This is a genomic window from Chryseobacterium sp. MA9 (genome assembly GCF_024399315.1).
GTDB lineage: Bacteria > Bacteroidota > Bacteroidia > Flavobacteriales > Weeksellaceae > Chryseobacterium.
Genome location: NZ_CP075170.1, coordinates 1 through 26,324, shown reverse-complemented (window position 1 = coordinate 26,324; position 26,324 = coordinate 1). Strand labels below are relative to the sequence as shown.

The following is a 26,324-nucleotide window of genomic DNA, read 5'->3' as shown; positions in this document are numbered from 1 at the left end:
TTGATTTATAATTTTGTAATGGTTAGCTTATAATATGCTGAATTATGTAAATCCAGTTCAATTTTATAATTACCTGCCTGTGATACTTTATATCCTGGATCTCCTGTTACAGTTCCTTCTAAACTTAAATAGGATTGAACACCTGTTCCTGAAACCAAAGTCTGATCTGCATCTTTTGGTTGGAACTTTATGGCCCAATCATCATTAGCTCTGAATTTAAATACTCCTGTATTGGATAATGCGATGGAATTGATCACATACGTTTTGGTTGCAGGATTATACACAAAATCAGTATCTGATCCCCATCCCGTAGGCGTTGCGTCGCCAATAATTCCGAAGTTTGCTAACACAGCAGAATATGTATTTGCTGCCCAGTCTACTTTCATGTAATACGTTCCTGCTGCTGCAGGAACTATATCTGACCCATCAACTTTTAGTTTTCCGGTATTGGTTCCATCATCCCCTTTATTTCCCGGCCAATCCTGATTAATTGCAAATTTGTATTTCCCATTATCACCTGAAGCATCTTTAATGAAGATAAATCCTCTGTATTTATCATTTTTCTCAGGAGAAAAAAGATTCGGTGAATTGGATGGAGTCCAGTTTGCATAACCCGCCGCTCCTGCATATGCCCCAGGTACATTGATCTTTGGATATACCAAATCAGGGTTTGGAGTATAAGGAGTTACTTTAAGGGCAATTACGTTGGAGTAAAAAGCAGCTGATCCTACAGAAGTTTTCAGTCTAACTTCAATATCATTAACAACATCTGGCACAGCTCCAATTGCAAACATTGCTGCGTTCATAGTTGCATGAGTTACAGAACCCGAAGTCATATCATTGGAAAAATCAACGGTAGCACTTTTTTTGAAGCCATCACCTTTGATTCCAAATTCTACTTTCTGATTGGGAACTACGGCAATACTAAATGTCGGTTTTGTCCATGTAAAAGTAATGATGGCATCATTGGCATTAAGCTCATTAAGAACAACTGCACTTTTATCAGCAGATATTTTACCAGCAGAAGTTTCATTAATAACTGCCTGATCTTCGTCTTTTTCGCAGGAAATAATGAAAAATCCCGTAAAAACCAGGGCTAATATTTTAAATAAATTTTTCATGTTTAACAGGATTTAAAATTAATATCCAGGATTCTGAACCAGATTAGGGTTTGCTACAATGTCTTTAGCGGGGATCGGGAAAAGGTTTCTGTAACTTTCTACTGCTTTACCATCTTTTACATTTCCTTTCCATGGCCATAAATAATCTGCTGTTGTAAATTTGTTGAAACGTACAAGATCACTTCTTCTGGTCATTTCCCAAGACAACTCTCTTCCTCTTTCATCTAAAATAAAGTTGAGATTTATAGAAGATACATCTCCACTTGTATTTCCGTAAGCACGTTGTCTCAGCTGATTAATATAACCGATTGCTGTAGCCTGACTTCCTCCAGCTCCTCCTCTAAGTACTGCTTCTGCATACATCAGATAGATATCTGCCAAACGGTACAATGGGATATCAGCTTCAACCCAGTTGGTATGAGCGCCGACAGATCCATTACTTTTAACATTTTTAAATTTAATAAAAGCATAACCATCTGTAAATGATCCCAAATCATTAATTTCTAAATTCTGTCCTGAAGTAAAGAATCTTCCTCTTTTATCACTTCCATTAGTAGGGAATAAGCCTACAAATGCTTTTGTAGTTCTTAAACCACTCCATCCACCATTCACTCCAAAATCAGCAGCTTTCATATCTCCGCCTATTGCAGCATGTACCAGGAAGGTAGTTCCACCATTGGTTTGTGTATTGATCCCGTCAAAATTTACACTTAAAATCTGCTCTGGGTTATTGATGTTATTATCAGCAAGGAATAAATCGTCATACTTCGGTTTTAAAGAATATCCTGCTGCAATTACCTTATTACAGTATGTGATACAGTCTGTATTTCTTTGAGTTCCTGTATAGACTTCAGCGTTTAAATATAATTTTGCCAACAGTGACCATACAGCTGCTTTATCTGCTCTTCCATACTCATTGGTTTTAGGGTCTTTTAATTCTCCTGCTACGGCAAGTAATTCAGATTCGATATAATTAAACAATGCTTTTCTTTCTATCCTTTGTGGCGGATTAATAGATCCTGGTAGATATGATTCGTCTACAAAAGGAACATTTCCGAACATATCAATCGCATGATAATACGACTGTGCTCTCAGAAAACGAGCTTCTGCTCTCATTAATTTTGCCTGATTAAGATTGTCTCCTGTAATATTATTGGAAGCTAATTTTTCATCTGTCACATTTCTCAGAAATTCATTACAAAAAGCAATTTCGGTATATATCCTGTAATACATAGCAGCAATAAATTCATTGGAAGCATCCCAAGTCATTTTGTGAAGCGTGTGAAGGTTACCGTCATTCCATCCAATAACAGCCTCATCTGTTGTTACTACATTCAGATTGTACATCAATCTGGTATACTGAGAAAAACCACCATTGATTCCGTTGATATCACTATCCGGCTGATCACCGTCTCCGCTTACCTGGCCCCCCATGGCAAGTCCTCCATAAAGTTTTGCCAAAACATTTTTATAATTGGCAAAATCTTTATAAATACTGGCTGAAGTAACATCTGTGATAGGTTCTCTTTCAAGATCTTTCACACAAGAAGCTGCTGTCAATAAAAATACTGCTGAAAGAGGCAATACTATATTTTTAAGTTTAATTCTATTTAGTTTCATTGAATTCTTATTTAAAATTGGAAGTTAAAACCTAAAGAATAAATCTTAGGCATTTGGTAGTAACCGTTATCTATTCCACCAAAAACTTCAGGATCTACTCCAGAGTATTTAGTGATCACAAAAACATTCTGTGCCATTGCATATACTTTCAGATTGCTTCCTTTAGTGAAAATTTCTCCGAAATTATAGCCAACATTGATATTATCAAGTCTTAGGAATGAAGCATTCTCAACATAAATATCAGATTTGTACTGAGGAACAGCAAACTTATACTGAGGAGCTGTAGAGAATACGTTCTGAAGGTATTCGTTTGTAGATGCTGACTGCAGTGAACTATTTGAAGCAGCGTTATTATATACATAGTTTCCTAATACTGCCCTTGCACTTAATGCAAAATCCCAATTCTTATGAGATACTTTGGTAGAAAAACCTAAAATTGCATCAGGTGTTGTGGATTTGTAATAATACATATCTTTTGTACTGATCACACCATCACCATTTCTGTCTACAAAGGCACCATCAACAGGCTTTCCATTTGTATCATATACCTGCTGATATACCCAGAATGAATTAGGAGCATATCCCACTGCATGTGCCTGAATTCTGTTTCCTGAACCTCCTTCAATACCTCCTACTTCCATATTAAATGATTCATCAGCTCTATCTTTAAGTTTAGTAACAACCGGCTTGTAATGAGTGGCATTAAAACTTACTTCCCACGTGGTATTTTGGTTTTTAACCGGGATTACTGTAATGCTTCCTTCAATCCCTTCGTTTTTCATATCACCTACGTTCTGCCAGCTTGCATTACTTAAACCTCCTGCAGGCTCATCTGCATATACAAGAAGATCTTTTGTATCTTTTCTGAAAACATCTATTGATCCTGTGATTCTGTTTTTATTAAAACCAAAGTCTAATCCTAAGTTTTTAGTAGTGGTAGTTTCCCAGGTAAGATTCGGATTATAGTTTGCAGGTCTGAACATAAAATAGAATTCATTTCCGAACTGATATCCTGCTCCCTGATAACTTGGATTATAAGCTGCAAAAGCCGGATAATTATTTGGTTTATTACCGTTAAGTGCCGGCAATTCCTGCTGACCTGTTTTACCCCATCCTGCTCTCAATTTTAACGTGCTGATTGAGGATATATTTTTGATAAAATTTTCTTCATTAAGCTTCCAGGCTAAGGAAACTCCCGGGAAAACACCCCATACATTATCTCTGGTACCGTTAAAGAATCTTGAAGAACCATCTTTACGAACCGATCCTGAAATAACATATTTATTAGCTATTGTGAAAATAGCTCTTCCATAGAATGAGATCAATGTATTTTGAGTTTTGAAGTCTAAATCTTGCGAGTTAATTCCTGTTCCCCTGTAAGTGATAGCTCCTGGAAGATAAATATTGAAATCCTGATAAGAATACCCTGCAGTAATATCCACACCAGTATTAATGGCATTGATATTTTTCACATAATTAAAGTAGGTTTCCAAAAGCTTGTTTTTCTTTTCCATAGAATAGAAATTTGAGCTTCCTTTATCTTCAAAACCTGGTCTCAGACGAGCATCTTTAAACTTGTGTCCGTCACTTTTTGTATAATCATATCCGGCATTTACATTGAAATGAAGGTCTGGAAGAAAGTGAAACTTATAATCTAACTGAATATTTCCCAACCCTCTAAGGACAGAAGATATATCTCTTATCCCATTGATCATTCCAAGTGGATTGGAATTGGCATTTACGTTATAACCTGTTGCAGATCCTGCATCCAGCCATTCATAATACCCTCCGTAATTAGAGTTTCCTGAATATACCGGTTGAGTAGGATCAAAATAAGTAGCTGCCTTGATCACTCCACCGTCTACAAATCTGTTATCGGTAAATGTTCCCTTTGCATTTACATTTACGGATAAATGATTATCAAAGAATTTAGGGTTTAAGTTCAAACCTACAGAAGTTCTGCGGAAAGAATTTGATTTTACAATACCGTTCTGCTCATTATATCCTAATGATAAACGGTATGGCAGGCCTTTAATACCTCCTGAAAGGGCAACGTTATTATCTGTACCCCATGCTGCCTGATAAATTTGATCCTGCCAATCGGTATCAGCATTTCCAAGTTTGGTTTTATAACCAGCAGGTGCATACGTATTAACAAAATCTCTAAACTCCTGAGCATTTAATACGTCTACCTTGCCCATTTTAGTAGAAACCGAAGTAACTGTTGAGAAATTAACTTTAAACTTTCCTGCTGTTCCTTTCTTGGTTGTAATGAGAATAACCCCATTGGAAGCTCTGTTACCATAGATAGCAGTAGCGGAAGCATCTTTAAGGATATCGAATGTTTCAATATCGTTCGGGTTAATTAATGATAAAGGATCAGAAACACCATTCATTCCCACGAAATCCTGAGGAACTCCATCAATTACAATCAAAGGAGAGTTTTCTCCACTTAAAGAAGATGTTCCCCTGATCCTGATCTTGGTCCCGGAGCCCGGAGCTCCACTGTTATTGGTAATCTGTACACCTGGAGTCTTCCCCTGAATCAGCTGTCCGGCAGAAGTTGCTCCCCCGTTAAAGTCTTTTGCCGTAACAGAAGTTATAGAACCGGTAAGATCAGATTTTTTCTGCTTTCCATACCCGATTAATACAACTTCCTCAATTTTCTTCTCCTGAGGAACAGAGTCTTTTGTCTGCGCATGCATTATTGTGCTGGCCAATAAAAAAGCAGGCGCGATTTTCAATACTGTTGTAAAATTATTCACAATCATATTTTTTTATAGTTTCGTTTTTTCAGTCTTAATTCGGCTTCTAGCCAGACTCGCAATTTAAAAAAAAATTAGAATTATTATAAATTTAATATAATTTTAGTTAAAATTATGTATATTACGAAACCGATTTTAGTTAGTTTTTTAGGATCCAATATTTTACAGCGTCTTATGCTATGCATAACATTTGTTTTAAATTAATAAAATGTTAAACAACCGTTTAACTTAATTTCATATTCAGCACTTAAAATTTGCATTCTGCATCATAATAACACCACCAATAGCGGTATTCAACAGATATTCCTTATCTTTGCAGTCAAAACTTTACTATAAATGTCAAACAGAAAGATGATTACGGCAGCTTTGCCTTATGCAAACGGGCCGGTTCATATAGGACATTTGGCAGGTGTTTATATTCCTGCGGATGTTTACGCAAGATTTCAGAGAAGATTAGGAAAAGATGTAGCGTTTATCTGTGGTTCGGATGAGCACGGGATTCCTATTACCATAAGAGCTAAAAAAGAAGGGGTAACACCTCAGGATATCGTTGATAAATATCACGAGATCATTAAAAAATCTTTTTCTGACCTTGGAATTTCATTTGATGAGTATTCCAGAACAACGTCTAAAAAACATTATGAAACCAGTCAGGATTTCTTCAAGGTTTTATACGAGAAAGGAAAATTCACTGAAGAAGTTTCTGAGCAGTATTTTGATGAGCAGGCAGGAGAATTCCTTGCTGACCGTTATATTGTAGGAACGTGTCCTAATTGTGGTAATGAGAACGCTTACGGAGACCAGTGTGAGAAATGTGGTTCTACCCTTTCTCCTTCTGAGCTGATCAATCCGAAATCAATGCTTAGCGGAAATGTTCCTATCCTTAAAGAAACAAAAAACTGGTATCTTCCATTAAATGAATACGAAGACTTCTTAAATGAGTGGATCATTGAAGGCCATAAAGACGACTGGAAGCCTAATGTATACGGACAGGTTAAATCATGGTTAAATGACGGCCTTAAGCCTCGTGCCATGACCAGAGATCTGAACTGGGGTGTTCCCGTTCCGCTTCCGAATGCTGAAGGAAAAGTATTATATGTATGGTTTGATGCTCCAATAGGTTATATCTCTTTTACCAAAGAATGGGCAGAGAAAAACGGAAAAGACTGGAAAGACTACTGGCAAAGTGAAGACAGTGATCTGGTACACTTTATCGGAAAGGATAATATTGTTTTCCACTGTATTATTTTCCCTTCGATGATGAAAGCGCATGGAGATTATATTATGCCGGCTAACGTTCCTGCTTTTGAATTCCTGAACCTTGAGAATGATAAGATCTCAACGTCAAGAAACTGGGCAGTATGGGCTCATGAATATGTAGAAGATTTCCCTGGACAACAGGATGTTTTAAGATATGCTCTTCTTTCATCTGCTCCGGAAACAAAGGATAATAACTTTACATGGAAAGATTTCCAGACTAAGAATAATTCTGAATTAGCTAATATTTTCGGTAACTTCATTAATCGTGTTGCAGTATTAATTAACAAAAACTTTGAAGGAAAAGTTCCTGAAGGAGATATAAATGCACCAGAATTAGAAGAAATCAGCAAAAGAGCTGTAGAAATCAGAAACTCTCTTGAAAATTATGAATTCAGAAATGCCTTAACAGCATTTATGAATCTTGCAAGATTTGGGAATCAATACTTGCAAAATGAAGAGCCTTGGAAAACGGTTAAAAATGACATTGAGAAAACCAAAAATACATTATTTATTGGAGCCCAAATTTCAGTTGCACTAGCAAATTTAGCTGAACCATTTTTACCTTTTACAGCACAAAAATTATATGAAATTTTTAATGTAGAACAAAAAACATGGTCTGAAGTTGAGAATTCAAAAGTATTAATTGAAGCTGGTCATTCAATAATGGCTAATGCTCCAATTTTATTCTCTCAAATTTCGGATGATGTCATCGAAGCTCAAATCCAAAAGCTGGAAAATACAAAACAAAACAATAAAAAAACAAACCCTAACGCAAACCCTATGAAAGAAGAGATCACATTTGATGACTTTACTAAAATAGACCTTAGAACAGCTACCATTTTAGAAGCTGAAAAAGTAGAAAAAGCAGATAAATTATTAAAACTTACTGTAGATACAGGAGTAGATGTAAGAACTGTTGTTTCCGGTATTGCAGAAAGTTTCACTCCTGAAGAATTAATCGGGAAACAGGTAATGATCCTGTTGAACCTTGCTCCAAGAAAAATCAGAGGAATTGAATCTCAGGGAATGTTATTATTAACAACAAAACCAGACGGAAAATTATCTTTCGTAACACCGGATGACAGCAATGTTGAAAACGGTATTGAGATCGGATAATTAACCTCATGATAAAGATAACAGGCTGTTTCAATAGAAGCAGCCTTTCTTTTGATAATACAATTTATGGTCAATAAAAGTGTTTTAAGAAAACTCTCCAACAAGGAATTGGAGGCTTATTTACAAGAAGGCAACCGCTTTGTTCCGGAGGCCGTTCAGGCAGCTTTTGAAATTCTGGAAGAAAGAGGACTTGTTTTCTGTGAGCAGGAAAAAACAGCCGTTCAGCAATTGATTCAGCATAAAAAGGAAGAAGAGGAAGCAAAATTTACGGAAGAACATGAACTTTGGAAAGATCATATTACCGAAGATTCAAATGCTATTAAACTTTTCCCGAGAGAATTTATTTTACTGATCGGCGGACTTTTGGGAACCATCCCTGGAGCTTTATTATTAGGATTGAATTTTATTAAGCTTAAAAAATACGGAGCCGCAATTCTGACATTTATTTTCGGGATTGTCTTTTTGCCTATCCAGAACTTTTTAGTTCCTCTCATTTATAAGGAAAGTACACAAGGCTTTTTTACTTACAGAAAAAGTCCGGAATTTTTCATGGCTGCTGTAAGTACTTTAATTTTACTGGTGTTCTGGGTATTGTTTACACCAAAAAAGCTACCCTACAGAGCAGCTTCTTATATATTTCCGGGTATTCTTTCACTGATAATGTTAGCAATTATCATCAAGTATCCCGAATGGTTTTCCGGTTACCTCTTAATCAGTTTTGCTAAATAAGAATCTTCGTCTTTCAAAACTCTTTCTATTTTAAAGCCGTTATTTTTAGCTGCATTTTTCAAAGTGTTGAAATCAAGGTACAGCCAGGTAATTGGTTCTTCAGATTCGCCTTTATAATGAACCACATATTCCAGTTCCCCATAATATCCGCCTGCAGGAATATACACGCCGCCATCTTTATCACGGTCAAACATATAAAGAATATCCGTACTGTCAATCAGAATTTGTCCTCCCTTATTTAATAAAGAATATAATTTCTGAAGGTAGGTGTCAATTTTCGCAAGGCTTTCAAAAACTCCGGTACCGTTCATCAACAATAAAATGGTATCAAAAGTTTCTCCTGAGAAATCAAGCATATTTTCACAAACTGCTTTTTTAATTCCTCTTAACTTACAGACCTCAACGGATTTGGGTGAAATATCCAATGCTGTCACATCAAGATTTCTTTCGTTTTGAAGGTATAGCGAATGAGAACCTGCACCTGATCCAATATCCAAAATTCTTCCTTCAGATAATTGCAGTGCTTTCTGCTCTATATCATTCATTTCTTCAAAATCTCTGAATAAATAATCCACCGGAAGTTCATCCAGCTCAGAAATTGACGTTTCAGTCTGCAGATCTTCCGGATTGTCATTGTTGTAATAATCCCAGATCGCTCTGCCCATTAAATCTTTCATAGTGCAAAGATAAGGGTTCAGGGTGATAGTTGCCAGTTTATTTTGTTGCAGGGTGCTGGTTTAGGGATGCGGAGTACGAGTTGCAAGTTGATGGTTATTTTTATTTCTAGTTACCCACACATTAAACTCTCAAACTCAAAATCCCTAATCCCTGCTACCTACTTCATCGAATCCTTCTCCTTATGTCTGTCTGCCTGCGATTCATTTTCTGCTACACCTGCTTTCCAGTACGAATAAGCGTATAATTCCTGAGAGGTCCAGTTTTTTTCTTTTCTGAGATAAGTACGAATTTCTTTCACGCTTGAGAATTCACATGCAATGTAACCAAATTTGGTTGTCTCGGGAAGATCAATACTTTTTACAGCATCTGAAATTTCACTGCTGATCTGCGGTTGTGCATTGTGTAACCATTTAAAATCAATTTGGGCTTTCGTTTCAAGCAGCTGCTCGTCTTCTTTTCCATGAACTTCAATCATACAAATACCTTTTGCTGTTTCGGGCAGTGTTTCCAAAATAGCACTGATGACCGGAATGGCTGTAGCATCTCCTACCAGCAAATACCAATCTGCTGCAGGATACAGTTCTTTTCCTTCCAAACGCATCATTACACCCAGTTTTGAACCGGCTTCAGCTTCTCTTACCCATCTGGAGGCAGGACCGCCATCTCCATGGTCTACAAAGTCGATGATCAGTTCATTTTTTTTCAGATCAATTCCCCTGTGGGTATAGGTTCTGATGGCCGGAGCCACTTCTTTAGGTGGATAAACCCACTGATGATTTTCGTCCAGCGTCGGAAAATGAATCTCGTTCAGTCCAGCCGGAGGCACTGCAATCTTATTATTGTCGCCTATCATGGTATTTTTGAATATCTGAACTTCCGGTGAGTATAAATACACTCTGATAAAATGGTCAGTAATGTATTCTTTTCTGGTGACTTCGGCAACAATCTGCCCTGTTGAAGTTTTTGCCATAACTGATTTTTTTTAAGTTAAAATCCGGTTTCCGATAATCTCAGAAACCGGATTTGAAATACAATATATTTTTCAGATCAAGGCATTTTTACCTTCATCTTATTTTTAAAATTCAAAAGTGTAAGAAAGGTTGAATGTTCTGCCTCTTCCTTTATAATTAAACAATTCCGGAAGTCCGTAAGTAGAATATAAAACCTGAGAACGCTTGCTCCATATCGTCTGATAGTCTGTATTGAATAGATTCTGGATTCCTAAGTTGAATTTTCCAAAATGGAATCTGTATCCTATCATCAAATCTGAAGTATTATAGCCTTCCACAACATTATTAAGCTCGTCTTTCTGTTTGAAATTCTGCAAAGACTGGAATCTGAATGACCAGTTTTTAATGTTATATCCAATATAAGTCACTAATTTTGAAGGGGAAGCATTGTAAATTTCCTGTTTTTGCCACTCTCCTTTATTATCTACCTCAGATTTGATCAGAAGTCCGCTTGCTCCGAAATAAACTCCATTGCTTAGGGAATAAGAAACCTCAGCTTCAATTCCCATGTTCCTTAATTTCAAATCATTGACAAGAATCTGAAAGGTCTTTTTATCTACAGCAACCGTTTTATCAGAATTACTCAGAAATCCTGCAATCTGAGCTCTTAACCCTCCTCTGTTGACACGGTATCCTACTTCAAACTGATTGGTTTTGATAGCTTGAAGAGGCTGTTCTTTTACATTGATACTGGATACTACATCCCAGTTGGTTCCAACAAGTTTATACTGGCCAATTCCATAAAACTTAGCTGGATCTGCTAAGCTTGCTCCCTGGGAAAAAGTTCCCCAAACCTGATGCTGCTCATTAAATTTATATAATAATCCAGCATTCATTAGTGTCACATTATAAGAGCTTTCCCCTCCCGGAATTGCAGATGCTGAACTTCCATAGCCCATGGCAATCTGTGTCTGCTGTTCTGAACCGACAAAGTCATCCATTTTCACATTGATATGCTGATAACGGATTCCTCCATTCACTTGCAATTTTGGAAGAATATTATATTTTGCCTGAACATATCCTGCGTAGCTCTGTGAGTGATTGGTTGGATATCTTCCCAGACTGTATTTGGTTTCATTGACTAAACCTCCGCTGGACATTGTCTTCGCAATATCATAAACAGATTGTGTTCCCTCAAATTTTTCAAAATCGAAGTCTGCTCCATAAGTCACGTTCAATCCTCGCCACGATTTTGATAATAAAGCCTTAATTCCTGAATAATAGGTATCCTGCTGTGATGAGGACATATAAGGTATTTTCCCTGTCTGCAGAGTAACATTTCCCGGGAATGGATAAAATCCTAATTTTTCACCACGGGTAGCCACTTGTACATATAAATCCTGTCCGCCTAAAATTCCGTTTCCGTTATAAGCTACCGTTGCCATATAACGCTCCGTTCCAACATTTTTATCTGATGAGAAGCCATCTCTCATTTCGAGTAATGAAGCATTTTTGGTAGTAAATGCACTTAGATTTTCACCTAAAAACAAACTTCTGTCCCCATTAAATTTGGAATTGTAATATTGAACAGAGGCTGTAATTTTGTGCTTATTATTAAACTGATATCCTCCTGTAGCAAGGATGTCAATTGATTGGTTGTATTGAAGGTCAGTCTGTGTAATGTCTGTAAAAAGCTGTTTCTGATCTGCTCCATACACACCGCCATTCTGTTGATAAGCAACTCCCAATCTTCCGAAGAACTTATCTCCTTTTGCTGCAATAGACTGTGCTGCACGGAAATCATGATCATCTTTTCCCATAAATCCGGTACGTACTCCCAGTTCAGTTTCACCGCTGATTCCTTTTTTGGAAGGTGTTTTTGTAATAATATTGATAATCCCACCGGTAGCATTGCCTCCATAAATTGAACTTGCTCCAGAAAGCACTTCAATTCTTTCAATATTAAAAGGATCAATAGCATCCAGCTGGCGACTGATTGCACGGATACTGTTCAGAGAAACTCCATCAATCATTACAAGTGCTGAACGTCCTCTCATGTTCTGTCCGTAATTGGTTCTTCCCTGGGGACCAATATCCATAGAGGGAATCAGAATCGACAACATTTCTTTGATGGGAACTCCGCTTTTAGCCTGCTCCTGAATCTTTTCTTTTTGTACAACCCAAACCGTTCCGGGAACTTCAGAGATTTTTGTAGGTTTTCTGGAGGCTACGATCACCACATCTTCAATACCTTTAGAGGCTATAGAATCTTTTACTGTCTGGGAAAGCATAACTCCCGAAACCAAAAGACCTATGAATGCATACTGCTTTTTCATTCTTTCTACTTCAAAGTTTTATAATTCCACAAAGATAATTCTTATTTAGAAAGAATAAAAATAACAAAGTATGAGATTTTTCCTCTTTTAAAAAAATAGAAGCTGGAAGTTATTTATGATCTTTAATCTAATAAAAGTTATAATAACTTCTTTTGGATTAAAGATTTTAAATAAAATAAATAGCTATAAACCGTCTTTCATTACTTCCCTCTTCCAGCATCCAGTTTCTCCTTTAAAAAGCGTAAAATCCCAGCCCAATGAAGGACCAGGATTTTACTAGTGAAAAACAAGGTATTTTTATATTGCAGGCCCAGCCGCATCTTTTATTTCTTCTAGTAATTTTTTCCTTTCACGAAGTCTTCTTCTCGCAATAACAGATTTACCGCCAAGAACTCTCACAAATCTGAAATACTGAAAACGTTTTGCTCCAAAATGATGGGTGGCAACATAAATCAATACTCCAAATCCGACTAAAATAATATATCCGAATATCTTTTTGGTAGCTATGATGATTGCATTTAGCTGAATGGCTTTCATATTAGCCGCTACATTCTGAGGAGTAACCGTCATTCCGTCCATATAAACGGCAAGATCACCAATTGCTGTAACCTGAAAACGATACTGAAACCATGAATAGAGCGTTGAAAAAATTCCTACGGCAAGGAAAGTTCTCCAAACCAATACAAGTCCGATGGCTGCCAGCATTTCATCCATTTCAAGCTTATCCAGTGTATAAAACCATACGGAGATAAACAGTGAACACATTCCGTAACCCTTTAAAAACATAGGCAGATACCAGTTGTCATAACTGAATTCCAATACCATAGAAAAGTACATAATAATGGCATATGCAACCATTGCAGAGAAACCGGAAAAAATATACATTTTTAAAGGTTTTTCTTTTTTGAACCAGAAAATGGCAATGACTCCGGCTAAAATAATTCCGGGAATCATCAGCAGACTCAGTCTGGTATTTGTCAATTGGTCATAGCCCAACACACCAACCGCAAAAGTATTCTGAATAGAAGCTGTTCCTAAAAACATTCCCAGCCAGAAAAGCATGAACAAGCCGTGCTGTACATTATTTTTTGTAAAAATTTTAAAAGAAAGGTATGGTCTTTTTAAAGTTAACTGACGGATAGAAAGCAATGCAAAACTCACAAAAGCTGTAATACTTGCATACATAATATTCTTCGAATTGAACCAATCCTGCTGTCTTCCGAATGAATACACATAAGCCGAAAACATGAACGTTGAAATGAAAAGCAAAATACTTAACCAGTCAATATAATGCAGTGGAACTTTTAACGCAAAATATTTATTATGCATAAAAATCCAGTGTATTAAAGCTAAAATAAAACATAAAACGGCTGTGAACAGGTAAAACTGCTGCCAGTTGTAGACAAGTGCAAATTCAGCTGCATAATAGGTTGCCACCTGATTCATCACAAGAACGAAGGTATAGAAAGCTCCGTAAAACATACCACGGTTTCCAATCATGACCATCAGTGGCAGGAACAGTTCTATGGTGACCATCATTTTCATAAAACCTATCACTAAAGAGGTAAATATGAAAATCATTGGCTGTAAAGTAGTTCCGTTTACATAACTGAGCAATCCTAAAAGTACCAGAAGTAAAACCATCTTATCCCTTACTTTGAACCTCATTTTGATTCTGAGAACAACAGGCATACAGGCTCCCATCCCAATGGTAGTGGCATAGTTAGCCCACATAAAATATTCTGTCATGGCACCGGTACCACTTACCAGAGAACTGATATTTCCGGTATACACCCCACCGATTGGCATTACCACGGCAAGCAGTAATACAATCAGCAGCAGCTGTACGGGTTTCGGTACCCAATCGCTATATAATCCTTTGTTGTACATGATTTTTTAGGTAATAGGTTTCAGATATCAGATGACAGACTTTCAACATTCAGCCTCAGCTTTCCACAGCATAATGTCTGAAATCTGATATCTTCCGCCTTCTAGTCTTTATTAATATTCACATTCATATTCATTCCTGCACTCAACTTATCCATATCTTCTTTTTTATTGGATGCTGTAAACTCGATTCTTACAGGAATTCTCTGCTGTACTTTAATGAAGTTTCCGGTAGAGTTATCGGTAGGCACACTTGAATATCTTGATCCGGTAGCCGCTGAAACCGCTGTTACTACTCCTTCAAATTTTTTACCGCCTAAAGCATCAGCTGTCATAGAAATTTTTTCTCCTACTTTGATATTTGGCATCTGGCTTTCCAGGAAGTTGGCTGTTACCCATTTCTGACCATTCAGAACGATAGTTGCAACCTGTTGTCCCGGCTGAATCAACTGACCTTCAGAAATGGTTCTTCTTCCCATTACTCCATCGTAAGGTGCGGTAATAACTGTATACGAAAGATTGATTCTGGCCATATCCAAAGCAGATTTTGTTCTTTTAATTTCAGCATCATTAATTCCCAATCTGCTTTTCACTTCTGTAGTAGAAAGATTTGCAGATTGTTTCTGATTCACTAGAGTTTCATAGGCTGCTTTTTGCGCATCATATTCCGTCTTCACCTGATCATATTGCTGTCTTGTAACCGCTTCGGCTGATAAAAGATTTCTGTATCTGTTTAAGTTCTGTTCTGCATTCCATAATCTGGCTTTTGCTCCCGCAATATTAGACTGCATTACGTTGATATTGTTGGAAACAGTATTCACAGAAGAACTTGTTGCAGTTTTTTGCGCCATAGCATTCTGATAAGCTGCTTCTGCCTGTCCCAGCTGTGTAAGAATTTCACGTTCGTCAAGAATTACCAGCGTATCTCCTTTTTTTACGCGCTGATGTTCAATAAACTTAATTTCTTTGATGTATGCCGAAACTCTTGTATTGATGGGGTTGATAAATTCTTCTACCTGTGCTGCTTCCGTATAGGTTTTGCTTCCGATGTGGAAATATTCACGTATCAACCAGAATAATCCGAAACCGATCACCAGAAAAACGATGATATTAGAAATGATGGCTCTGATTTTATTGGTTTTATTTTTCTTTTTCTTATTTTCCGCAACAGATGTTGCTGGAGTTGGTGTCGTATTTTGAGTAGTTTGTTCCTTGTTTTCCATTGTGTTGATTGTCAGTTTTAAAAATTAAAGTGTTCCTGTAGATTTCAAAAGGTTGTAATACTGATACAAAACATTGATTTCAGCATTGGCATAATCAAGTTCCGACTGTAGTTTCTGGTTCTGAGCATCAATCATTTCTGCCTGTACAGCCAATTGATTCAGATATTTGGCTTCTGTAATCTTGTAGTTTTCTTCTGCCAGTCTTTTGGAATCATTCAGAATATCTGCCTGCTGAATTGCTTCCTGATATTTTGTATAGGCTGCATTCACTCCCATATCTACATTCTGCTGTACAAGAGTCATGGCATCATTCGCTTGGTTCTTTTGCAGTTCCCCTAATTTTACTTTTTCTTTCGTTTTATAAAGGGTATCAATATTATAACTGAGAGAAACCCCGGTCTGCCATCCTCCTGAGTACATATCCAAAACTGGATTTCTAGTCGTGATCGGTCTTTGGAGTGTATATCCTCCAAATCCAGCCAGTGTAGGTGCATTGTCCGTTTTGATAATCTCAATATTTTTATCTGCAACCGCAATATTTTTTTGAGCAGACTTCAACAATGGATTACTTTCATGAGCAAGATCTGTATAGTATTCCATGCCTATTCCGAATTCTTTGTTTTCTAAACTTTCTGTAGGAACAATCTCCGTGTCAGAAGATAAGCCTAAAGCAATATTCAAATTATAATTAAGGATTTTCCTATTGTTGGTAAGAGTAAGAATTCCCTGATCCAGGTTTTTAATAGCCAATTCTCCACGAATGACCTCATTTCTGGTTACCATCCCCTGCTGGTAGAATTTCTGAATGTTTTTAAGACGCTCCTGAGCGAGTTTTTTGTTATTCTGAAATACTTCTTCCTGATTGATGATTTTATAGACATCCAGATAATTGGAAATCACTAAAAATTTTACATCCTGTTTATTTTTCTCTAAATCCAGTTCGGAAAGCTGCTCACGAAGTCCTGCCATTTCAACAGACTTATTCACCAATCCTCCTTTGAAGATAAGCTGTGTTGCCTGTACCGCGTACGAACTTCCGTAATGTGGCATCGGAACTTTTGTAGAATTCGAGAAGTCTTTGTCAATAGCTACCGCGTCTCCTAAATAGAACTGACTCGTAGAAGCGGTGATTGTAGGAAGTTTCTGAAGTTTAACAACATTTGTATTCTGCTTTGCAATATCAATGTTCTGAGCAGAAACTTTGAGCTGCTGGTGATTTTGAACAGCAAGTTCCGCCACCTCACCTGCGGTCATCTGTTTAATCTGTTGTGAAAAAAACAGCGCAGGAAAAGCTGCTATCAATACAGATAGTGCTGTTTTTATTTTTTGTGTCATTTTACCTTGTTTTACAGATGCAAAGTTAGGTCAACAATAAAATCAATCAAATGTTTGATTTTTGGAAAAAGATGTTCAAATGTAAGATTTCAGCTTTCGAACTGATGTCTATACTGTGTAGGACTTACCTCCAGATGCTTCTTAAAAAAGTGAGAAAACGAGTATTGATCACTGAATCCGAGAATAGAAGAAACCTCTGAAACCGGTTTATTGGAAGAGTTTAAGAGTACTTTCGCCTCATTGATGACAATTAAAGCGATGATTTGACTTGCAGATTTGCCTGTAATGGTCTTCACCACAGAAGATAGATGTCTGGTTGTAATTGACTGCCGTTCGGCATAAAACTCAACGGTTCTTTCTGTAAGATGGTGTTCCGCGATATCAGTAAGAAATACAAACACGATTTCTTCCTGCCTGGACATCTGATTCATAGAACTGTTATCTTCCTTGGAAATAATCCCGGCCATCTGATAGCAGAAAACAGAGAAAAGATGCTCTACCATTTCTTTCTTATAGAGCATTTCGGTTTCAGAATCCAGAATATATTTCAGGAAATTGACACTTTTCCAGACTACTTCCATTTCGTCCTCAGGAAAAGGAACTCCTTTATTCATCTGCTGTCTGAAATAACGATAGGTAATGAGACGGTTAAATTTCAATGACAAAGCTGAAATAAATTCTCTCTTATAGGAAACCATCCTGGACTGAAAATCATCAGTTACTCCCACCACTTCATAAATGGTTTGTGGATCGGTTACCATAAACATATTGGCAGAAACCTCCAGATCACTGAAATGCTGGCGAAGTTTTATAGTTCCTGATTTAATAAATATAAAAGCAGGATTATCGGGACGAAACGGTTTACCCACAGCTATTCGCTCGAAAATATTATGTTCCGTAAAAATATCAACTCCGAATTTTTCTAGGGCAGACATAAAGCAAATGTAAGCAATCTTACCAGTGATTACAAAATTTTATTATTTTAGCATTAATCCAATTTCCTGTCAGTATGAGAAAGGTTGATTTATTATTTGCCGAATACAGTAAAAGCCATAGAAATGCGACCAACAAGTTCATTCACTGGATTTGTGTGCCTTTAATCTTCTGGACAATTCTGGGCTTTGCTTCCCTGATTCCCTCACCTCATTTCTGTGCTTCATATTTCGGATGTGTCAGTATCATAAGCCTTATTGTGATTATTCTGATTACTCTGTTCTACATAAGACTGTCTTTTTTGATCGCTATCGTGATGATTGTGATAATGCTTATCATGGAGCATTTCATCTATCTGACCAATATCAGTGTCGGAAGGCAATCATGGATGGTTTATCTTTCTGTATTCATCATCACCTGGATTTTCCAGTTGATAGGACATAAAATAGAAGGACAAAAGCCGTCCTTCCTCAAAGATCTTCAGTTTCTTTTGATAGGACCTATCTGGCTTTTAGGTTTTATTCTGAAAAAAATCGGAATCAAATATTAATCTTCCAGAGCATATACGGCAAAACTTGCCAGCCAGTGGTCTCCGCCATAATTTCCCTGGAAAAGTAGCGGCAGTCCGTTGGCAAGAAATATATCTGCCGTTTTTCTGAATTCTTTTTTCAGCGGATGGTTGACAGGAAGTGCGTTTGAAATTCCTTTCATACACCATGCTTTGGAAAAAGATAATCCCACAAGGTGAACGGTCTGATAATCGCTAAGATCACTAACTACAGGGATTTTTTCTACATTTTCCAGGCTTCTTTTTTCGTAGAAAGCACTCAGCCACTGTACAAATTCTTTTTGAGGAAGAACTCTGCGCATCAGATCTGCAATTTCCAGACTTGGCGAAAAGAAATCCGATCCGTCCGGTTCCAGATAAGCAGGAGTTTTCTGATCTTTTAAGAAAAAGTATTTGGCCTTTTCTATCAGCTGGTTTTCAAACTCTTTATCTTTATTGGCTCTTGCCCAATCTATAGCAAATGCCATTGCAAAAGCAGTATTGGGATGAACTCCGGTTCTGTTTGGATAGGTTTGCTTGGGAAGATAGGTTTTCCAGGATTTCAGAATCTGATCTGTAAGTGGTTTCAGGTTCTCATGCCATATTTTAGCTTTTGGATGATCCCAGTTGGTAAGTTCTTCATCCAGTTTTAGGATCCATGCCCAGCCATAGGTTCTTTCGAAAGTTCCTGTTAACTGATATTTTGTAAAATAATCTGCTTCTATCTTCAGTTTATCTTTCTGAAATGATTCATCCAGAATTTTTTCAATTTCTTTGGCACTAGACAGATTAGGTTTTGTTTTCAAAAGTCTTGTCAGCATCCAATGTCCATGAACAGAGCTATGCCAGTCGAAACAGCCATAAAAACTGGGGTGAAGATCTTTGGGAGTCAAAGGAACCTCCCCTGCATTATTAATGATATGGGCTGTTTTATTCGGGTATTCCTGATTGATACAGTGAAGAGGTTTGTCGGACAATTTCAACGCCATTTCGTCTGTAAGTTTCGGAGCTTCCTGAGCATACATAAGAAATGGAGAAAACACAAATGCTAAAAGACTTTTTTTCATGAATTAAAAATAAAAATAATTTATGAGTCTCAGCAATTTTCAGGTCAGTTTTAAACCCGTTTATTGATTTTGCATTCAACATTCTATCGTTTTAAATTTTCACCCATTTTACAAATGATCATTTTTGAGCACACTTTTTGATCATATTCATAAAAGCTAACTAACCCATGAAAAAAATTATTTTCCTATTATCTGGTCTTATTCTGATCAATTGCAGCAAATCAGGCGGTGACAAACATGAAGTGAAAGCCGACATGATGGAAGTTCTAATCGAAAATAAAGCGCCTTCTGCAGAAGCTGTATCTCCACCACATTTTATTTCCGAAAAGTTACTTACAGATGACAATGGAACAAACAAAGATCTTTATACCCAAAAGAAAACAGATACAATCTCCAAAAAAATCATCAAAAACGGTGATATGAAGATTCAGGTGGGTGATATTAAAAAAACACAGAACCAAGTCAATGAGATCATCAAGAAAAACAATGCTTATATCCAAAAAGAAGAGTTTCAAAATACGGATATGGATGATAACCTTACTCTGATCATCCGTGTACCTCATAAAAATTTTGACGCTCTCATCAACTCATTTTCGGACGGAGTAGGATCTGTTTTGTCTAAAAATATTTCATCCAATGATGTGACGGAGGAATATACTGATGTAGCCATTAAGCTGGCCAACAAAAGAATATATCTTGAAAAATACCGTGACATGCTTAAAAGTGCCAGCACAACTAAAGATATGCTTGAAATTCAGGAAAAGATCAGAGAGCTTGAAGATGAGATTGATGTTGCTGAAGGCAGACTTCGCTTTATTGATGACCGTGTGAATTACAGTACGCTGAATTTAAACCTGTATAAAGAGAAAGTAAGAAGTTCAGCTACCTCAAAAATAGGTTTTGGAAGCCGTTTTATAGATTCTCTGACGGAAGGCTGGAACAGTTTTGTAAGCTTTCTGCTAGGAATGGTTTCATTATGGCCACTCTTTTTGCTTATTCCTGTTATTATTGTTCTTTGGAGAAAATGGAAATCAAAGAAGAAAGATCAGAATTAATTTATTAAAAATCCGGGCATCTTCGATGCCCGGATTTTTACTGCATTATCAACAATTTATACTGTTTCCAGTAGAGTGTTTAAAAACAAGAATAATGCAATAGTCTTGTTAACAGCTGTTAAATATTTTCGAAAAAAAAGAAATTAAAAATTTCTAAGACAGCGAAGAATTCATTTATTTAGATCCCAATAATTTATGATAAAAAAAGCCGCCTTTTATGATAAGGCAGCTTTTGTTATTTTCTATATTCTTTTGTTATTTTCTGATGGTTTTAGTGATACTGTTTCCATCTTTGTAAAGGATCTTCACAAAATATATTCCAGATTGAAGACTGCTGATATTCATATTGTCTTTTCCTGGGTTCATAAAGGTCATGATCCGAAGTCCGTGAGGAGTAATGACCTCTACTCTGCGTATTTTATCATAGAAGCTTTCAGGTGCAAAATTGATCAAATGCTCAGATACGATCACTGAAAGATCATTTTCTTTACTGGTAAGACCTGATGTTTTACAACTCTGTCCTTCATTGCAGTCGCTTACAACTTTCCACACAGCATTACTTCCCGGTGCTTCTCCAGGATTTGCATACCACTTGTTTTCCCAGATCTTGCAGGCATAGAAAACCTTCGTTCCTGATGTCGGATAAGTTTTTACAGGATTATATTCCTGTGCCCCACAATAAGTCACCGGACCGCTTGATTCACAGCCAGGACCTTCTGTACATGCACTTACTTCCTCCCATACCATATTGGCTCCTGGAAGTTCTCCCGGATTTGCATACCACTTGTTTTTCCAGATTTTACAGGAGTAGAAAACTTTCATTCCGGCTGTAGGATATGCATTGGCTGCATTATATTGCTCTGCTCCACAATACGTCTGACCATTACCCGGTGTAACTTTCTTCGTTCTGACTTTTAATTCATTACTCATATCAGAGAGCTGATCGTTCATCGCAACAGATCTTACTGTATAACGATATTCTGTGTCTTGCGCTAATCCTGTTCGTATAAAACTTGTTTGCACAGTTTCTCCTACTTTGATCCCATTTTCAAATACATGATAATTTTTGATGCCTTGTGTATGTGTAGAGGCCATCCACATGAGTGACACGGAGTTCTCTGTAACTCCCATTGAATGGAGGTTTGATGGTGCTGTAGGTTTTTCGAGAGTACCTTCAGTATTCGTTTTTACATTGAGTGGTGCACTTTTCCCTGACGTAAGCCCTGAAGAACCTTTTGCCTGTATTTCATACGTATAAACTGTATTAGCAGTCAAACCGGTATCTTCAAATGTTGCCACACTTACCTGCTGAATATTTTGTCCGTTGCGGAAAATAGTATATGACACTGCATCTGACTGTGGAGTCCAACTTATTTTAGCTGAAGAACTGGTAACTCCCAGCTGGGTTAATCCTGTAGGAGTGGCAGGTGCAGAAACTCCTGTTCCGGAGGTTACGTTAACATCAATCACATTATAAAATGCATTGGTAGTATCTGCTACATCCCAGACCGCTAAAATTATATGATAGCCTGTACGGTTAGCAGGAACTGTAATCTGATGAGAAACATTATCCTGCGGCGGTGTCCCATTATGCACAACTGTACCAATAAGCTCAAGATCCTGACGGGAAAGAGGCTGATTAGGATTCCAGCCCTGCTTTGTCATATAATAATGCCATTTCGCAGAGGCATGGTAAGCCAGATATTTCCATATAAAGGCATTCACTCCGGTGGTGATATTGGTTTTCTTCCAGCGGTCAGCTGTTTGAATATCCAGTGTAGTGTCTCCACCAATACTTCCATTAGCGGAAGCAATCTTTCCATCTATAGGACCAGATGCTGGAAAACCTTTTGGAGCTTCCAGAGACCCCGGTTCATTAATTACTGAACCATATTTTCCAAATGCTACAGAATAACCAAGCGAAGCCTTATCCAGACTTCCCTGATATCCTCTTGAAGCAGGACTTAGTACATATCCGTGTGCGGACAGATGAATTAAAGAAGGTACCAGTATGGCCAGCATCAGCAATACCGGAAAAAAAATTTTACGTGTAATCATATTTAAATATTTGGTGTTGGTTGTATTGAATCAATTTTATATAAAACTGAATTTTTAACCTGTTGTATTCTTAATAACTAAATGAATACAAAAGATATTATCTTAAAGCTACGAAAACAGTTTAAATTATAAAATATTAAATAAAATTTAATTAAAATAAAACAAATTAGTTAATATTATAAATTACAATACGAAATAATAATTCATAATATATTATATTTATATATAAATTTAGAATACTATACAATAGAAAAAGGTGAAAAATACGATAATATTAATCACCTTTTATTGAAATATAATCAATTTGAGTTATGATTGAGCAGCCAGAAGAAAGAAAAAAGGCTGAAAAATTGATCATGAAAACCAATTCCCAGCCTCTAAATCTAAAAAACTCCTTATGTTTAAATTTATTAAATCTAAAGGAGTTAAATTTATTTCCCAAGCACAAATACCGCTGGTATTTTATGAAGTTCCGGTTTTTGTTTTTGCCAGTCTTTTATAGATTTTGTTTTGATGAGTTCATGTTCCGGGTCGTTGATATTGGCCGCAATACACAGTTTGGTATTGGGTGACAAAAACTTACACAAATCTTCAAAAAGCTGATTATTTCTGTAAGGTGTTTCCATGAAAATCTGTGAATATCCGGTTTTCTGAACAAGGCTTTCAAGATTCATGATCTGTTTCTTTTTCTCGCCTTTATCAATAGGAAGATAGCCATGGAAGCTAAATTCCTGTCCATTAAATCCGCTGGAAATCAAAGCAAGTATAATAGATGAGGGGCCTGAAATAGGGATTACTCTGATGTTTTTCTCATGACACCATTTCACAATCAGATTTCCGGGATCTGCAATACAAGGCAGACCAGCTTCTGATAACAATCCGAAATCCTGCCCTTTCAGCATCAGTTCCTGAGCTTCTTTGATATCTGCATTTTCCGTGTATTTGTCTAATAAAAATAACTTCAGATCAGCCTGCTTTTTTTCCGGAGCAAAAAATTTAACAACCTTTCGAGCTGTTTTCTCATTTTCCACAAAGAAATAGTCTGTCTGCATAATATAATCCTTCAAAACAGGTGAAAAGTGGTTGATAGAAGTATTTTCTGATAAGTAAGCAGGGAGTAAAAAAAGCATTGTATTATTTTTTAATTCTTTCGTTTAATGAAGGTTGAGGGTAATATTTTGTCAGATCCATGGAAAAGGTAACGGAAGTAATCTTCCAGGTTCCGTTGATCTTCATCAATGTCCAGATCTCTTTTCCCCAGTTTTCCATTTTACCATCGTACCAAAAGCTGTAATCGAAATTAGCAGAAGCTACTGCTCCATCTTCTACGATCTTAATATTGTCAAATTTTTCTTCAGATTTGCCATCTTTAAAACTTTTGATGAAATCTTTATAGTTATCTGCAAAGTAGTAATCCGCTTTAGGATTTTTCTCCAGACGCTTTGCCTGTGTTCTGTCTTTATAAATTCCGGTCCAGAGTACAGGTTCCTGGAATAACGAGAGATATTTGGCTTCATCTCTGGATTTAATGCACCCCATAAAGTCACTCATTACTTTACGGATTTCAATTTCATCTTTGGTTTGGGCAAAAGAAAAATTAAAGCTTACCAAGAGCAGCAACAGCAGTTTTTTCATAATTATGATTGGAGTATTTGGTTTTTAATAGCATCACATCCCTTATCCAGAAGCTGAAAGACCTTTTCAAAATCGCTCATATCTCCCCAATAAGGGTCCGGAACCTCAGCATTTTTATGATCTCCCAATATTTCCAGAAACAAAGATACTTTCTGACGTTCTTCTTCATTCCTGGTTTTAGAGACCACATCTTCAAATACATCAATATCCATGCAGTAGATCTTATCAAAAGTTTCAAAATCTTTTCTGGTAATAGGTCTTGATCTCTGTTTTGAGATGTCAATATTATGTTTGGCAGCAGTTTTAACAGCTCTTTTGTCTGGATGTTCTCCTTCATGCATTGAAATAGTTCCGGCTGAATCTACCACAAAGTTTCCCGGCACCTTGGTTTTCATAATTCCCTCTGCCAGAGGGCTTCTGCATATATTGCCCAGACAGACCATTAATATTTTCATATCCTATCTATTTAAAAAGAGTCTTTTGTTCCAACAAAACTAAATAAAAAATGAAGAATAAAACTATCCTTCATTTCAATTTATGTTTGTTCAACAATGTTATTGTTTGATTCTTTCTGTAAGGTCTTTTACATACTTCTTGATTTCTTTATCAATTTTAGATACATCTTTGATGGTATCACAAGCATACATTACCGTAGAGTGATCTTTGCCTCCCATTTCTTCACCGATTTTAGTAAATGTAGAATTGGTGAATTCTTTAGAGAAGTACATAGCAAGCTGTCTTGGTAATGCAATCTCTCTTTTTCTTGTTTTTGACAGTAGCTGTTCTTTTTTGATTCCAAAATAATCACATACTACTTCCTGGATGTAAGGAATGTTGATGATCTTTTTCTGGTTGGCAGCAATCCTGTTAATGGTCTCCTTAAGCAATTCAAGACTCAGGTCTCTCTTGTATACTGTAGAGTAAGCGATCACAGAGTTAATTACTCCGATAAGTTCTCTTACATTGGTTTTCGTTTCCACAGCAAGGAAGTCAAGCATATCTCCCGGAAGAACAATTCCGTCTCTGCTTAGTTTATCTTCAATGATTTGCCTTCTTGTGGATAGATCCGGAGATTTGATTTCTGCAGAAAGTCCCCATTTGAAACGGGAAACAATTCTGTCCTGAATATCCATAATATCAGCAGGAGCCTTATCTGATGTAAGGATAATCTGTTTTCCGTTCTGATGCAGATGATCAAAAATATGGAAGAAACTATCCTGTGTTGCTGATTTTCCGGATAAGAACTGAATATCATCAATAATCAGCACATCCACCATTTGGTAGAAATTCGCAAATTCCGTCTGCTTGTGTGCTTTGGCAGCAGAGATAAACTGCTGGATAAACTTTTCAGAAGACAGATAAAGAACTACTTTATCAGGGAACTGGTTTTTTACTTCAAGACCCACAGCTTGTCCTAAGTGGGTTTTTCCAACTCCGTAACCTCCGTATAAGAATAACGGGTTGAAGGCAGTTGCGCCAGGTCTTTTTGCAATGGATCTGGCTACAGTGGCTGCAAATTTATTGCTTTCTCCTTCTACATAACTATCAAAAGAATAGTCAGGCTTAAGGTTAGAATCTATATTTACTTTTCTTATTCCAGGAACTACAAACGGATTTACAATATTAGCAGAGAATCCTTGTGGCATTGTTTCCTGTGTTTTTGGAGTAGGAACACTTTGTCCCTTGATGTTCATGGTAACTGGCTTTTCTTCACCTTTTGGTCTGTTTTCCATCACAGAATACCATAATTTCACTCCTTTTCCAATATTTTTCTTCAGGGCAGCAGAAAGTAAGGACAGATAATTGTCCTCTATATATTCCTTGTAAAAATCACTCGGTACGATAAGCGTAAGGTTGTTTGCTACTAATGAAAGCGGCTGAACCTTATCGAATAACATATCGAAAGATTTTTCAAGTTTTTTCAAGTCAGAATTGTCTTCAGCTGCGTTCAGGTTATCACGCATAAACTGAAGGCATTTCTGCCATATCATCATTAAATTGTCATCCAT

20 protein-coding genes are annotated in these 26,324 nt (G+C 36.8%); 4 read left to right on the top strand and 16 right to left on the bottom strand.

Features of this window, described 5'->3' with window-relative positions; translation table 11 throughout:
• Positions 1 to 5: 5 nt before the first annotated feature.
• Genes KIK00_RS00100 through KIK00_RS00090 form a run of 3 tightly spaced genes read right to left on the bottom strand, consistent with a single transcriptional unit; the run spans position 6 to position 5,512 of the window.
• Complete coding sequence (locus tag KIK00_RS00100; protein WP_255814549.1) at positions 6 to 1,121, bottom strand: SusE domain-containing protein; 1,116 nt, start codon at positions 1,119 to 1,121, stop codon at positions 6 to 8.
• An 18-nt stretch (positions 1,122 to 1,139) separates the two neighbouring features.
• The gene (locus KIK00_RS00095) at positions 1,140 to 2,741 is read right to left on the bottom strand and encodes a RagB/SusD family nutrient uptake outer membrane protein (RefSeq protein ID WP_255814548.1); all 1,602 of its coding nucleotides are present in this window, start codon (positions 2,739 to 2,741) and stop codon (positions 1,140 to 1,142) included.
• A gap of 11 nt (positions 2,742 to 2,752) precedes the next feature.
• Positions 2,753 to 5,512 carry a SusC/RagA family TonB-linked outer membrane protein gene (locus KIK00_RS00090; protein WP_370647726.1) on the bottom strand — a complete coding sequence of 920 codons (2,760 nt, stop codon included), beginning with the start codon at positions 5,510 to 5,512 and terminating at the stop codon, positions 2,753 to 2,755.
• Between the two features lie 330 nt (positions 5,513 to 5,842).
• Between KIK00_RS00090 and metG the strand changes: the two genes are divergently transcribed.
• Together metG and KIK00_RS00080 are read left to right on the top strand one after the other, a co-directional pair.
• Positions 5,843 to 7,882 carry a methionine--tRNA ligase gene (gene metG / locus KIK00_RS00085; protein ID WP_255814546.1) on the top strand — a complete coding sequence of 680 codons (2,040 nt, stop codon included), beginning with the start codon at positions 5,843 to 5,845 and terminating at the stop codon, positions 7,880 to 7,882.
• 66 nt (positions 7,883 to 7,948) lie between these two features.
• Positions 7,949 to 8,611, top strand: a complete 663-nt coding sequence (locus tag KIK00_RS00080) for a hypothetical protein (protein WP_255814545.1) — start codon at positions 7,949 to 7,951, stop codon at positions 8,609 to 8,611.
• Here KIK00_RS00080 and KIK00_RS00075 read toward each other — a convergent pair.
• The 7 genes from KIK00_RS00075 to KIK00_RS00045 form a co-directional block, all read right to left on the bottom strand.
• Positions 8,584 to 9,288 carry a bifunctional 2-polyprenyl-6-hydroxyphenol methylase/3-demethylubiquinol 3-O-methyltransferase UbiG gene (locus KIK00_RS00075; RefSeq protein ID WP_255814544.1) on the bottom strand — a complete coding sequence of 235 codons (705 nt, stop codon included), beginning with the start codon at positions 9,286 to 9,288 and terminating at the stop codon, positions 8,584 to 8,586. The two genes, KIK00_RS00080 and KIK00_RS00075, sit on opposite strands and share 28 nt — an antisense overlap.
• A 158-nt stretch (positions 9,289 to 9,446) precedes the next feature.
• Positions 9,447 to 10,259, bottom strand: coding sequence for a siderophore-interacting protein (locus tag KIK00_RS00070; RefSeq protein WP_255814543.1), 813 nt, complete (start codon positions 10,257 to 10,259; stop codon positions 9,447 to 9,449).
• 105 nt (positions 10,260 to 10,364) lie between these two features.
• Positions 10,365 to 12,575, bottom strand: coding sequence for a TonB-dependent receptor (locus KIK00_RS00065; protein WP_255814542.1), 2,211 nt, complete (start codon positions 12,573 to 12,575; stop codon positions 10,365 to 10,367).
• A 297-nt stretch (positions 12,576 to 12,872) separates the two neighbouring features.
• Positions 12,873 to 14,465 (bottom strand): MFS transporter, encoded by a 1,593-nt coding sequence (locus tag KIK00_RS00060; RefSeq protein ID WP_255814541.1) that lies wholly within the window; start codon positions 14,463 to 14,465, stop codon positions 12,873 to 12,875.
• A gap of 101 nt (positions 14,466 to 14,566) precedes the next feature.
• Positions 14,567 to 15,685, bottom strand: coding sequence for an HlyD family secretion protein (locus KIK00_RS00055; protein WP_255814540.1), 1,119 nt, complete (start codon positions 15,683 to 15,685; stop codon positions 14,567 to 14,569).
• Between the two features lie 24 nt (positions 15,686 to 15,709).
• Complete coding sequence (locus KIK00_RS00050; RefSeq protein ID WP_255814539.1) at positions 15,710 to 17,020, bottom strand: TolC family protein; 1,311 nt, start codon at positions 17,018 to 17,020, stop codon at positions 15,710 to 15,712.
• An 89-nt stretch (positions 17,021 to 17,109) separates the two neighbouring features.
• Positions 17,110 to 17,955: an AraC family transcriptional regulator gene (locus KIK00_RS00045; RefSeq protein WP_255814538.1), complete on the bottom strand. Its 846-nt coding sequence runs from the start codon at positions 17,953 to 17,955 to the stop codon at positions 17,110 to 17,112.
• Positions 17,956 to 18,029: 74 nt separating this feature from the next.
• Between KIK00_RS00045 and KIK00_RS00040 the strand changes: the two genes are divergently transcribed.
• A complete protein-coding gene (locus KIK00_RS00040; RefSeq protein WP_255814537.1) occupies positions 18,030 to 18,503 on the top strand; it encodes a DUF962 domain-containing protein in 474 nt (157 codons plus the stop codon).
• On the opposite strand, the gene KIK00_RS00035 is transcribed toward KIK00_RS00040, so the two are convergent.
• A complete protein-coding gene (locus KIK00_RS00035) occupies positions 18,500 to 19,567 on the bottom strand; it encodes a DUF2891 domain-containing protein (protein WP_255814536.1) in 1,068 nt (355 codons plus the stop codon). The two genes, KIK00_RS00040 and KIK00_RS00035, sit on opposite strands and share 4 nt — an antisense overlap.
• Before the next feature lie 167 nt (positions 19,568 to 19,734).
• Here KIK00_RS00035 and KIK00_RS00030 point away from each other — a divergent pair, with 167 nt between their 5' ends.
• A complete protein-coding gene (locus KIK00_RS00030) occupies positions 19,735 to 20,622 on the top strand; it encodes a DUF4349 domain-containing protein (protein ID WP_255814535.1) in 888 nt (295 codons plus the stop codon).
• A 255-nt stretch (positions 20,623 to 20,877) separates the two neighbouring features.
• On the opposite strand, the gene KIK00_RS00025 is transcribed toward KIK00_RS00030, so the two are convergent.
• The 5 genes from KIK00_RS00025 to dnaA form a co-directional block, all read right to left on the bottom strand.
• The gene (locus KIK00_RS00025) at positions 20,878 to 22,680 is read right to left on the bottom strand and encodes a lytic polysaccharide monooxygenase (protein ID WP_255814534.1); all 1,803 of its coding nucleotides are present in this window, start codon (positions 22,678 to 22,680) and stop codon (positions 20,878 to 20,880) included.
• A gap of 431 nt (positions 22,681 to 23,111) precedes the next feature.
• A complete protein-coding gene (locus KIK00_RS00020) occupies positions 23,112 to 23,810 on the bottom strand; it encodes an SAM-dependent methyltransferase (RefSeq protein ID WP_255814533.1) in 699 nt (232 codons plus the stop codon).
• A 4-nt stretch (positions 23,811 to 23,814) separates the two neighbouring features.
• Complete coding sequence (locus tag KIK00_RS00015; RefSeq protein ID WP_255814532.1) at positions 23,815 to 24,315, bottom strand: nuclear transport factor 2 family protein; 501 nt, start codon at positions 24,313 to 24,315, stop codon at positions 23,815 to 23,817.
• A 2-nt stretch (positions 24,316 to 24,317) separates the two neighbouring features.
• A complete protein-coding gene (locus tag KIK00_RS00010) occupies positions 24,318 to 24,770 on the bottom strand; it encodes a low molecular weight protein-tyrosine-phosphatase (protein ID WP_255814531.1) in 453 nt (150 codons plus the stop codon).
• A 99-nt stretch (positions 24,771 to 24,869) separates the two neighbouring features.
• Positions 24,870 to 26,324, bottom strand: coding sequence for a chromosomal replication initiator protein DnaA (dnaA, locus tag KIK00_RS00005; protein WP_047376841.1), 1,455 nt, complete (start codon positions 26,322 to 26,324; stop codon positions 24,870 to 24,872).